Genomic DNA, 11531 nt, shown 5'->3' on the forward strand with positions numbered 1-11531 from the left:
CAGCAGACATCTGTGGAGAAACGGGGCGGTTGTGGATGGAACCGCGAAATCGGCCCCGGGAACCCCGAACGTGTCGGGGCGGCGTGCTAGCGGTCAGCGTCCCGCTTCGCGGTCCCGTCGCGCCAGCTCTGCGAACATCGCGTTGTGCGCCGCCAGATCCGCGTCGTCGTCCCGGTCCGCGGCCCGGTCGACCCGCTTCGCCGTGCGACTGTCGCTGCGGGACCACTGGATGAGCAGCGCCATCATCACCAGCACCAGTGGAATCTCACCGGTGGCCCACGCGATGCTGCCGCCCAGTTGCTGGTCACCCACCAGGTCGGCGTTCCAGCCGAGTCCGAGCGATCGGTAGTACCACTCGCCCATCACGGCGCCCATGCTCATCAGCGCGACGCCGAAGAAGGCGTGGAACGGCAGGGAGCCGAACACCATCGCGAGCTTCGTCACCGGTTGCAGCCTGCGCGGCGACGGGTCGATGCCGATCGCGACCCAGTAGAAGAGGTAGCCGCTCAGCAGGAAGTGCAGGTTCATCAGGACGTGCGCGGAGTGGGAGTCGACGGCGGCCGCGAAGATCCCGCCGAGGTAGAGGGCGTAGAAACCGCCCACGAACAGCACCGCCGCGACGACGGGGTGGGTGATGAATCGGGAGAACGGGCTGTGCAGCGCGGTCAGAATCCATTCGCGCAGTCCCGGCACACCGTTCTTGCCCGCGGGGTCGAGGGCCCGGAGCGCGAGCGTGATCGGGGCACCGAGCACAAGGAGCACCGGCGCGAGCATGGACAGCGCCATGTGGGCGCCCATGTGCACGCTGAACACGGCAGGCGAATAGCGACCGACACCCGACGACGTCGCGATCAGCAGCACCACGCACCCGCACATCCAGGCGACGGTCCGGCCGACGGGCCAGCTGTCGCCGCGCCGCCGCAGTTTGCGCAGTCCGATCGCGTACACCACGGCCAGCACGATCGCGGCGGTGCCGTAGAGGAGGTCGAATCGCCAGTCCAGCATCAACCGGGCGAACGTCGGCGGCCCTGCCAGGTTGTAGCCGAGTTCCACCTCCGTGAGGGTGGGGGCTGCGGTCGGGGCCGGCGGGGGCGTGCGGCCGAGTCCGACGGCGAGACCGATCGTCGCGGCGAAGACCATCACCTCCGCACCGGCGAAGCGGATCAGGTTGCCGCGTTTCGTCGGGTCCTTCCGCAGTGCGGGCAGCGCCCGTCGACGCTGCGCCCACCCGAACACGCCGAGTACGACGAGGGCGACGATCTTCGCGACGATCAGGCGTCCGTACGTGGTGTCGACGAGATCGCCTATCTGGACGCGAACGAGCGCGTTCACCACACCGCTGACCGCCATGACGACGAAGCAGACGGTCGCGACCGCGGAGAACCTGCGCGCCGCGACGTCCGTGTAGGCGCCGCGCCTGCGCGCATGGGCGAGGAGCGCGAACAGACCGCCCGCCCACAGCGAGGCCGCCACCAGGTGCAGAATCAGGCTGTTCGTGGCCATGTCGTGCGAGCCACCCGAGGACGAGTGCCCGGTCAACGCGAGCGGCATCAGTCCGAGGACGCCGACGACCAGCAAGAGAGGCGTCCACCACCAGCGCAGCACGAGCCGGGAGGCAATCGCGAGGACGATGGCGATGATCGCGGTCCATCGCCACGCGCCTGCGAGTTCGACCTGATCGATCGAATTGAAGATGTTCGCCGGTTTGACCGCTTCCCCGAAGGGTTGCCCGGACGTGTCCGACAGCGTCAGCGGGACGAGGACGAGGGCGGTCGCCGCCCACACGATCGCGGCGTACGACGCGGTGCGGACGGCGCGGTAGCCGTCCACGTCGAGGACACCGGATTTCTGCGGCGGCACGAAGAACGCCGCGAGCAGCAACGATCCGATGGTGATGACGGCAGCGATCTCCGACACGGCCCGCATGGCGGGCAATCCGTAGGTGGTGATCGGTCCGGGATCCGGAATTCCCAGCAGCACGAGCGCCTGAGCAGCGGAAAGTCCGACGACGATTGCCGCAACCAGTCCGGCGATGAGACCGCCGACGACGAACAGGGCGGTCGAATCGGCACGATTCGGAGGTTTCGAGGCCGGGTCGGACGCCGCGAGCTGGGGTGTAGCCATACATCAAGGGTAGGACCTACGACAGGCCGTCGGAGACGCGAGGGTCGGTCGCCGTTTGCGGCTACGGTCGACGCGGACGTGTCCCGTGGGAACGAGAGGCGGAGATGGCGGAGTTTCTGATCATCGTGGTGGCGTTGTTCTTCGCGGGCATGGGCGTCTACGGGCTCGCCCTGCCCGCCCGGCTCGTCGCACCGTTCGGTCTGACCGCGGATTCGGCGACGGCCCGCGCCGAGGTGCGCGCGGTCTACGGCGGTTTCGGGGTCGCGGTGGCAGGCCTGCTCTTCTTCGCGGCCTTCGACGCCCACGGCATCCGATCGGTCGCCACGGTGACGGTGGCCGTCGCCCTGCTGGGGATGGCGTTCGGCCGGATCGTGGCGGCCCTCACCGACCGGCCGACCCGCTTCTACCCCGTGTGGTTCTACTTCGTCGTCGAACTCGTTCTGGCGGGACTCCTGCTCTCCGCGGCGGCCCTGGGCTCGTGACGCACACACCCCAGCCCCGGTCGGAGCACTCGGGGCGGCAGGTAATATTTGCTGCGCGCCTCCGTAGCTCAGGGGATAGAGCAAGAGCCTTCTAATCTCTTGGTCGCAGGTTCGAATCCTGCCGGGGGCACTCATTCGACCCAGTCCTGGGACGGCGAAAACCCCCGATCACCTGCACAGTCAGGGAATCGGGGGTGCCGGCAGCGGGGCCTCGGGTCACTCCTTCAGGAACGCCAGCAGGTCGGCGTTGATCGTCTCCGCCTGCGTGGTGGGCATGCCGTGGGGGAAGTCCTTGTACGTCTTCAACGTCCCGTTGGCGAGAAGCTTCGCGGACAGGGGTCCGGCGTCGGCGTAGGGAACGATCTGGTCGTCCTCGCTGTGCATCACGAGCACCGGCACCGTGATCTTCTTCAGGTCTTCGGTGAAATCGGTCTGCGAGAAGGCGACGATGCCGTCGTAGTGGGCCTTGGCCCCGCCCATCATCCCCTGCCGCCACCAGTTCTCGATGATCGCCTCCGAGGCCTCGACTCCCGGCCGGTTGAATCCGTAGAACGGCCCCGACGGCAGGTCGCGGTAGAAGACGGACCGGTTGGCCGCGAGTTGCGCCTGCAGATCGTCGAACACGGCCTTGGGCAGGCCGCCCGGGTTCGCGTCCGTCTTCACCATCAGCGGCGGCACCGCGCTGATCAGTGCAGCCTTCGACACCCGGCTCTCGCCGTGTCGCGCGAGGTAGTGCGCGACCTCGCCGCCGCCGGTCGAGTGGCCGACGTGGATGGCGTCGTGGAGGTCGAGGTGTGCGGTCAACTCCGCGAGGTCATCGGCGTAGTGGTCCATGTCGTGGCCGTCGCCGGTCTGCGTGGAGCGTCCGTGCCCGCGCCGGTCGTGGGCGATGACTCGATACCCGTGCTGGAGAAAGAACAGCATCTGGGCGTCCCAGTCGTCGGCCGACAGCGGCCAGCCGTGACTGAACACGATGGGCTGACCGGTTCCCCAGTCCTTGTAGAAGATCTCCGTGCCATCCTGCGTGGTGACCGTGCCCATGAATGTGCCTTCCTTGACCGCTCCGGGAATGACGCTGATGAGGACGATTCAGTACATCAAACTTCGGTATGCCGTAGGGCTGCTTCGACCGGCGGCGGTGCTCGCGTACTCGCGCGTAGCAAACCGACTGATTAGTCTCGTTCACGCATCGCCCCAACCCGACGGGGCAACGGTGCATCGGGACCCGCCACTTTCCTCCGCGAGTGGCGGGTTTCCCGACCGTCCGGCGTCAGCTCTGCGGTGGAACCTCGAACACCAGCAGCGTGCTGGTGGCGGTGGCCACGAGGCGGCCCTGCGAGTCGGTGACCTCCCCCTCCGCGAAGGCGATGCGGCGGCCCGCCTTCTTCACGACACCGGTGGCGCTGAGCGCCCCGGAGTCGTGGGTCGCCCCGCGGATGTAGTTGACCTTGATCTCGACCGAGGTGTACCCCCACCCCGCGGGCAACGTGGTGTGCACAGCGCAGCCGGCGACCGAATCGAGCAGCGTGCACACGGCGCCGCCGTGGATGGCGCCGATCGGGTTGTACTGCGACTCGTCGGGATCGAGCGCGAAGACCACTCTCCCGGATTCGGCCTCGAGGAACCGCAGGTTCATCAGGCTGGCGATGGGCGGCGCCGGAATGCTGCCGTCGAGGATTGCCCGCAGATAGGTGAGGCCGTCGAGTTCCCGGGCCTTGCGCGCCGGCCCTGCGGGGTCGTGCCATTCGACGATCCTCGATCGCATCTCGCCCCACTCGCCGGTGTCCGGCAGGCTCTCGACCGTCGACGTTTCACCGTTTCCGAACGCGCTCACTATGCGGCTCCCCGCTGCACCGACTGCGGATAGAGGACGTCGAGGTCGCCGGACAGCGCCGCCTTGACGGTGCGGGTGGTGTCGTCGGCGAGCACCTCGTGGGCGCCGGACTCGATGCCATCGAAGGCCAGTCGCGCGACGTCGGCCGCGGAGATCTTCTCCACGTCGAGACCGCTGGTCATGTCGGTGTCCATGTAGCCGAGATGCAGCCCGACCACCTGAATGTTCTGCGCCGCGAGTTCGGCGCGCATCGCGTTGGTGGCACTCCACAGGGCGGCTTTCGAGACGCTGTAGGAACCGCCGATCGCCAGCCACGACAGCACGGAGTGCACGTTGAGGATCGCGCCACCGCCGTTGGCGGCGATGATCGGCGCGAGCGCGCGCGTCACGTTGAGCGGCCCGTAGAGGTTGGTTTCGAGTTCGCGGCGCATCCCGTCCAGATCGCCCGTGAGCGGCGATTCGCCGACGAGAATTCCGGCGTTGTTGATCAGCACGCCGAGATCGCCGACGAGCTCCGCTGCGGCGTAGACCGAGTCGGGGTTCGTGACATCCAGCTGGACGGGCACGACCCGCGGGTGCCCCTCGATCGTGGACGTGTCGCGCGCCGACGCGTAGACCGTGCGCGCTCCTCGGGCGAGCGCCTCGGTGACGAAGGCCCGCCCGAGCCCCCGATTGGCCCCGGTGACCAGCACCGTTCGATCTTGAATCGTGGTCATGACGACCCCTTCGAGGTGAGTAAGTCTGCTTTTCCAACTAACTATGTCGACGACAGTAACCCCTATCAGTTGGAAAACACAACCCTCTATGATGGAGAGCATGAGCAACGGCGACACCCAGCCAGCAACACCCGAGATCGTCATGGACCGCATGCCCCTGGCGCCGAGACCGTGCGCCATCGCCGCCACCATGGAGTTGATCGGCGACCGCTGGTCGATGCTCGTGATCCGCGAACTGTCCTACGGGGTGCACCGCTTCGACCGGATCGCGGGCTACATCGGCGTCTCGCGTGACATCCTCACCGCGCGACTGCGCAAACTCGAGGAGGTCGGCGTCATCGAACGCAGGCAGTACTCCGAGCACCCGCCCCGCTTCGAGTACCACCTCACCCCCGCGGGCGAGGACCTGCGGCCGCTGCTGCTCTCCCTGTTTCAATGGGGCAGCAAATGGGCCGTCGACGAGGCTCCGTCGGTGCTCGTGCACGAGTGCGGGCACTCGCTGGAACTGGAACACCGCTGCGCGCACTGCGGCGAGGCAGTCGAGAACACTGCTGTCGCAATGCATTCCCGCACACCTCGACGGGAACCCTGACCTCCCGGCACGGCCCAATACAGGACGTCCTGACACCGGTCTATAGTTTTCGATGTAAACGTCAGGTAAAGAAGTCCTCACATGTAAGGCAGGGGTGGTCTGTGTCAACGCGCGACCGGGTAGCAGAGATCTACGAGCAGGTTCGCCTGCGGAACGCCGGAGAACCCGAGTTCCACCAGGCCGCCGCGGAGGTCTTCGAATCGCTCCAGGTCGTGCTCGAGCACCGTCCCCACTACGCCGATTCCGGACTGATCGAGCGACTGTGCGAGCCCGAACGTCAGATCATCTTCCGGGTGCCGTGGGTCGACGATTCCGGCAACGTGCACGTCAACCGTGGTTTCCGCGTGCAGTACAACAGCGTGCTCGGCCCCTACAAGGGTGGCCTGCGGTTTCACCCCAGCGTGAACCTGGGAATCGTGAAATTCCTCGGGTTCGAGCAGATCTTCAAGAACGCCCTCACCGGACTTCCGATCGGCGGCGGCAAGGGCGGCTCCGACTTCGACCCCAAGGGTCGTACCGAGGCCGAGATCATGCGGTTCTGCCAGTCGTTCATGACCGAACTGCATCGCCACATCGGTGAATACACCGACGTCCCCGCAGGTGACATCGGTGTCGGCGGTCGCGAGATCGGCTACCTGTTCGGTCAGTACAAGCGCCTCACCAACTCGTACGAGTCGGGCGTTCTCACCGGCAAGGGACTGACCTGGGGCGGCTCGCAGGTGCGTCGCGAGGCCACGGGGTACGGGGTCGCCTACTTCGTCGCCGAGATGCTGAAGACCGCGAACAGCTCACTGGACGGCAAGACCGTCGTCGTCTCCGGCTCGGGGAACGTCGCGATCTACGCAATCGAGAAGGTGCACCAACTCGGCGGAATCGCGATCGCGGCCTCCGATTCCGCGGGCTACGTCGTCGACGAGAAGGGCATCGACCTCGCACTGCTGAAGGAGATCAAGGAAGTGCGGCGGGGACGGATCAGCGAGTACGCGGACACCGTGCCGCACGCCCGGTTCGTGCCGAACGGTTCCATCTGGGATGTGCCGTGCGACGTCGCGCTCCCCTGCGCCACACAGAACGAACTCGACGAAGCAGCAGCCAAGACCCTGGTCACGAATGGTGTGCAGGCGGTGGCGGAGGGCGCGAACATGCCGACCACCCCGCAGGGCGTCCAGGTGTTCCGCGATGCCGCCGTGGCATTCGCACCGGGCAAGGCGGCCAACGCGGGCGGGGTCGCGACGTCGGCACTCGAGATGCAGCAGAACGCATCCCGCGACTCGTGGGGCTTCGAATACACCGACGAACGGTTGGCCGGGATCATGCGCGGCATCCACGAACGCACCGTCGCCACCGCCGCCGAGTACGGCATGCCGGGCGATTACGTGCACGGCGCGAACATCGCCGGTTTCGTGAAGGTCGCCGACGCCATGATCTCGCTGGGCGTCATCTAGCAGAAGCGAAAAGGTGGGGCGCGCCCGTTGCCGGCCGCGCCCCACCCCCGGACAACGATCGTCAGTCGACCGTCTCGTCCTCGCCCTCGTCTTCGCGGGCCTTCTTCGCGGCCTCACGCATCTCGATGCCGTCGGACACCCAGTCGCCGATCTCCCGGGTGACGTCCCGGACGGCGCCCGCGATGATCGTCGCGATCTGGCCCACGTGTGTGGCTGCCGACTCCGTCAACTCCTGCACGGTGTCCTTGCGCCGCTCGAACTTCCCCACCATGTTTTCGCCTCTCAGGCTGCAGTCTTCTGCCGCTCGACGATAACACCGGGAGGGGTGTCGGACGAGACGAGACCGGGCGGCAGGGCGAACTTGAAGATCTTCGCCCACACGGAGCCGATCTGCTTGAAGAAGCCGCCGGTGTTGTAGGGCAGTCCGTGCTTCTCGCACAGCGCCTTCACGACGGGGGCCATCTCCGGGTAGCGGTGAGCGGGCAGGTCCGGGAACAGATGGTGTTCGATCTGGTGGGACAGGTTGCCGGACATGATGTGGAACAGCGGGCTTCCCTCGATGTTCGCGCTGCCGAGCATCTGCCGGACGTACCATTCGCCGCGGGTTTCCTCCGCGGTCTCGTCCTCGGTGAAACTCTGCACGCCGGTGGGGAAATGACCGCAGAAGATGATGGAGTACGCCCACACGTTGCGGATCAGGTTGGCGGTCACGTTGCCGAGCAGGGTCGGGACGAACAGCGGCCCGGTGAGCGCCGGGAAGATGACGTAGTCCTTGAGCACCTGCCTGCCCGCCTTGCGCCACCAGCCCTTCAGCAGCGGTTTGACGTCGTGCCACTTCCGCTTGCCCTGGATCACGTTCTCGGCTTCCAGGTCGTGCATCATGACGCCCCACTCGAACAGCATCATCAGGAAGAACGCATAGACCGGGTTCCCCAGGTAGTAGGGGTTCCACTTCTTCGCCTCGTCGATCCGCAGGATGCCGTAGCCGATGTCCCGGTCCCGGCCCAGGATGTTGGTGTACGTGTGGTGCATGTAGTTGTGGGAGTGCTTCCACTGGTCGGCCGGGCAGACGGTGTCCCATTCGAACACGCGGGAGTTCAGGCCGGGTTCACGCATCCAGTCGTACTGACCGTGCATGACGTTGTGGCCGATCTCCATGTTGTCGAGAATCTTCGACACGCCGAGGGCGCCGACGCCGGCGATCCAGGCCGGCGGGAAGAAGCCGAGGTACATCAGACCGCGGCCTGCGACCTCGAATCCCCTCTGCGCCTTGATGATCTTGTAGATGTACTCGCGGTCCTCGGCGCCGAGGTCCGCGACCGTCCGGTCGCGGAGGTCGTCCAGTTCCCTGCCGATCTCTTCGACCTGGTCGTGACTGAGCACCACCGGGGCGGCGTTGCGGGGGCCGTCGGCGCCGCCGACGAACGGGAGGAACGAGAGTGAGAGTCCAAACATGTCGGTCTCCAAACGTTGATGTCGGGTGAAAGTCAGATGTCGAGGGCGACGTCTCCCACCGGGACCGAGACGCACAGCTGAATCGCCTTGTCCGGGTCGGTGTCGGTGTCGCCGGTGCGGACGTTCCTGGTGCACCCCGATGTCTTCACCGTGGTGCAGGAGAAGCAGATGCCCATCCGGCAGCCGTACTCCGGATGGAGCCCGGCCGCTTCCGCCTGTTCGAGCAGCGTCGCACCGGAGTTGTCCGCGGTGACGCCGCTGGCGGTGAAGGACACCGCGCCACCGGTCTCCCCCTCCGCCGGGGCTGCGGCGGGAGCGAACTCCTCGGTGTGCAGACGGTCCTCGATGCCGAGTTCGCGGTACACCTCCCGGACGCCGCGCATCAGTCCGGGAGGACCGCACAGGAACGTCTCGGCGTCGGCGTACCAGGGCGCGACCGCGTCGAGGTGCTCCTGCCCGAAGAACCCGTGCAGGTGCCCGCCGGCCTCCTGGCCGGTGTACGCGAGCACGAGGGAGACGTTGGCATTGGCGTCCGCGAGTGCGCGCAACTCGTCGAGGTACGCGACGTCGTTTTCGGTGTACGCGTAGTGCAGAAAAGTGACGCTTCCGACGTGCTCCTCGTCGACGAGGGTGCGCAGCATCGACAGAACCGGGGTGATTCCGCTGCCTCCGCTCACCAGCAGGAGCCGGCGTGGGCGCGGAGACGGAAGGGTGAATTCGCCCGCGGCCTGAGACAGGTCGAGCACGAGTCCGGGGCGCGCCTGCGCATGCAGATATTGCGAGACGAGCCCGTCGGGATGCGCCTTGATCGTCAACTCGACGTGTCCGTCGGTGGACGACTGTGCATTGGCGGGCGAATAGCAGCGGGTGTGCCGGACCCCGTCGATCACGACCCCCACCTGCACGAACTGCCCCGCCCGGAATCCACGCCACTGGCGAGTGGGGCGCAGCGTGAGGGTGACGGTGTCGGCGGTGGAGCGCCGGACCGCGACGACTTCGGCGCGGAGGTCGCGCACGGTGACCATCGGCGTGACGAGTTCGAGGTAGCGGTCGAGCTGGTGCGGAGTGGCCATCGCCTCGAACAACGACAGCAGCGAGAACCTGCGTCCCTCCGCCGGACGACTGGTGTGGGCAACTGACACGTCGGCCTCCTCCATTTGAGTGCACGGTTGTACACTGACAATAGTGTGACAGAGGGAGACAGGAACTTGTCAATCACAATGTGACCGCACGCACACTCGGGGCGGGGATCGGATACGCATGCCGGACGACGAACGCGAACACCCGGAGGTGGTGGCGGTGCTCTCCCCCGCGAATACACTCACTGCCGTGAGTCAGTCGACCGGCGCCGAACCCGAGAGCAGGGCAGCGCGCAAGGAGCGCACGAGGAAGGCCCTCCTCGACGGCACGCTCGAACTGATGGCGGACCGCAGTTTCGCCGGTGTGAGCCTGCGCGAGATCGCCCGCACCGCGGGAATCGTGCCCACCGCGTTCTACCGCCATTTCGCGTCCATCGAGGAACTCGGCGTGGTGCTCGTCGAGGAGGGCATGCGGATTCTGCGGCAGATGCTGCGCGACGCCCGCCGCACCCCGAGCACGAAAAGCGCAGGCGCGTCCCTCGACATCCTGGTGCGGCAGGTCCGCACCCACGAGGCGCAGTTCCGGTTCCTCAGTCGCGAACGCTACGGCGGGGTGCCGGAAATTCGCCGTGCGATCGCGACCGAGATGAAACTGTTCGTCAGCGAACTCACGGTCGATCTGTCCCGCATCGACGGCCTGCAGTCCTGGGACCACGACGACCTGGAGATGGCGGCCGACCTGATCGTGTCCACCATGTTCGCGGTCGTCGTCGATCTGCTCGAGGCCGATCGCCCCGGGAGCCGAAGCGAGGCCGAGGTCGTCGCGCGCGCCGAACGGCAACTGCGCCTGATCATGCTCGGCATGAGCGGGTGGAATCCCGGAACGTAGCCGCGCTCTCGCCGTACGGTGGGGGCATGCTGTCAACCTCGGAACACGCGCACGTCACTCTCGGCGACCTGACCTTCGACGTCACGATCAGCGGCCCGGCGGACGGGGCCCCCGTCGTTCTGCTGCACGGGTTTCCGGAGAGCGCCGCGTCCTGGGCACCAGTCAGCGCGCTGCTGAACGAGTCCGGTCTGCGGACGTACGCGCCGAACCAGCGTGGGTACTCGCCCGGTGCGCGACCCGACGGCGTCGACTCCTACGAGATCGACCACCTTGTCGCGGACGTCGTCGGACTGCTCGACGCACTCGGCCTCGAGAGGGCGCATCTCGTCGGCCACGACTGGGGCGCCGCCGTGGCGTGGGTCGTCGCGGCGCGGCACCGGGACCGGATCACCTCGCTCACCGCCGTCTCGGTGCCCCATCCCGCCGCGTTCGGCTGGGCGTTGCGCGAAGACGCCGATCAGAAGGAACGCTCCTCCTACATCCGTCTTCTGAGAACGGAGGGCAAGGCCGAACGGGTCCTGCTCCGCGACGACGCGCAGGCGCTGCGCGCGATGTTCGGTGACGTCGTCGCGCCGGCACTCGTCGACAAGCACGTCGCGCTGCTCGGTGAACCGGGAGCGCTGACCGCCGCGCTGAACTGGTACCGCGCGATGACCAAGGACTTCGAGAACACCCCGGCCGTCACAGTCCCGACAACCTACGTTTGGAGCACCGAGGATATGGCGCTGGGCCGTGCGGGAGCCGAGCGGTGCGGCGAGTTCGTCGATGCGCCGTACGAATTCGTCGTGCTCGACGGCGTCACCCACTGGATCCCCGAGCAGCGCCCCGACGCTCTCGCAGACGCGATCCGCACGCGCACCGGAACCACACCGAACTGAAATCCGTTGTTCCCCGCGGCGGGGCGTGCGTTCTGGT

12 protein-coding genes and 1 tRNA gene are annotated in these 11531 nt (G+C 66.9%); 6 read left to right on the forward strand and 7 right to left on the reverse strand.

All coding sequences use genetic code 11. From position 1 onward, the window contains the following. Positions 1 to 93 precede the first annotated feature (93 nt). Complete coding sequence (locus tag CA951_RS33785) at positions 94 to 2124, reverse strand: cytochrome c oxidase assembly protein (RefSeq protein WP_087561024.1); 2031 nt, start codon at positions 2122 to 2124, stop codon at positions 94 to 96. 104 nt (positions 2125 to 2228) lie between these two features. Here CA951_RS33785 and CA951_RS33790 point away from each other — a divergent pair, with 104 nt between their 5' ends. Next, positions 2229 to 2606, forward strand: a complete 378-nt coding sequence (locus tag CA951_RS33790; protein WP_087561025.1) for a DUF4345 family protein — start codon at positions 2229 to 2231, stop codon at positions 2604 to 2606. 57 nt (positions 2607 to 2663) lie between these two features. Then, positions 2664 to 2736: transfer RNA gene (locus CA951_RS33795), tRNA-Arg, on the forward strand. Between the two features lie 86 nt (positions 2737 to 2822). Here CA951_RS33795 and CA951_RS33800 read toward each other — a convergent pair. The 3 genes from CA951_RS33800 to CA951_RS33810 form a co-directional block, all read right to left on the reverse strand. Continuing rightward, positions 2823 to 3647 carry an alpha/beta fold hydrolase gene (locus CA951_RS33800; protein ID WP_087561026.1) on the reverse strand — a complete coding sequence of 275 codons (825 nt, stop codon included), beginning with the start codon at positions 3645 to 3647 and terminating at the stop codon, positions 2823 to 2825. 229 nt (positions 3648 to 3876) lie between these two features. After that, positions 3877 to 4440: a PaaI family thioesterase gene (locus tag CA951_RS33805; protein WP_087561027.1), complete on the reverse strand. Its 564-nt coding sequence runs from the start codon at positions 4438 to 4440 to the stop codon at positions 3877 to 3879. Then, positions 4440 to 5156 carry an SDR family oxidoreductase gene (locus CA951_RS33810; RefSeq protein WP_087561028.1) on the reverse strand — a complete coding sequence of 239 codons (717 nt, stop codon included), beginning with the start codon at positions 5154 to 5156 and terminating at the stop codon, positions 4440 to 4442. Before CA951_RS33810 ends, CA951_RS33805 begins: the two co-directional genes overlap by 1 nt. 88 nt (positions 5157 to 5244) lie before the next feature. On the opposite strand from CA951_RS33810, the gene CA951_RS33815 reads away from it, so the two are divergent. Both CA951_RS33815 and gdhA read left to right on the forward strand, forming a co-directional pair. Further along, on the forward strand, positions 5245 to 5748 hold the full coding sequence (locus CA951_RS33815) for a helix-turn-helix domain-containing protein (RefSeq protein ID WP_087561029.1): 504 nt from the start codon (positions 5245 to 5247) through the stop codon (positions 5746 to 5748). Positions 5749 to 5849: 101 nt separating this feature from the next. After that, complete coding sequence (gene gdhA / locus CA951_RS33820) at positions 5850 to 7193, forward strand: NADP-specific glutamate dehydrogenase (protein WP_087561030.1); 1344 nt, start codon at positions 5850 to 5852, stop codon at positions 7191 to 7193. Positions 7194 to 7254: 61 nt separating this feature from the next. Here the strand turns inward: gdhA and CA951_RS33825 are convergent, their stop codons facing one another. The 3 genes from CA951_RS33825 to CA951_RS33835 are packed head-to-tail and all read right to left on the reverse strand — an operon-like array spanning position 7255 to position 9790. After that, the gene (locus CA951_RS33825; RefSeq protein WP_087561031.1) at positions 7255 to 7464 is read right to left on the reverse strand and encodes a hypothetical protein; all 210 of its coding nucleotides are present in this window, start codon (positions 7462 to 7464) and stop codon (positions 7255 to 7257) included. 11 nt (positions 7465 to 7475) lie between these two features. After that, entirely contained in the window at positions 7476 to 8648 is a 1173-nt protein-coding gene (locus tag CA951_RS33830; RefSeq protein ID WP_087561032.1) for an acyl-CoA desaturase, read from the reverse strand. Between the two features lie 32 nt (positions 8649 to 8680). Then, positions 8681 to 9790: a ferredoxin reductase gene (locus CA951_RS33835; protein WP_087561081.1), complete on the reverse strand. Its 1110-nt coding sequence runs from the start codon at positions 9788 to 9790 to the stop codon at positions 8681 to 8683. A gap of 118 nt (positions 9791 to 9908) precedes the next feature. Between CA951_RS33835 and CA951_RS33840 the strand changes: the two genes are divergently transcribed. Next, entirely contained in the window at positions 9909 to 10616 is a 708-nt protein-coding gene (locus CA951_RS33840; protein ID WP_087561033.1) for a TetR family transcriptional regulator, read from the forward strand. 26 nt (positions 10617 to 10642) lie between these two features. Continuing rightward, positions 10643 to 11494, forward strand: coding sequence for an alpha/beta fold hydrolase (locus CA951_RS33845; protein WP_087561034.1), 852 nt, complete (start codon positions 10643 to 10645; stop codon positions 11492 to 11494). Positions 11495 to 11531: the final 37 nt, after the last annotated feature.

Source organism: Rhodococcus sp. NCIMB 12038 (assembly GCF_002165735.1).
Lineage (GTDB): Bacteria > Actinomycetota > Actinomycetes > Mycobacteriales > Mycobacteriaceae > Rhodococcus_F.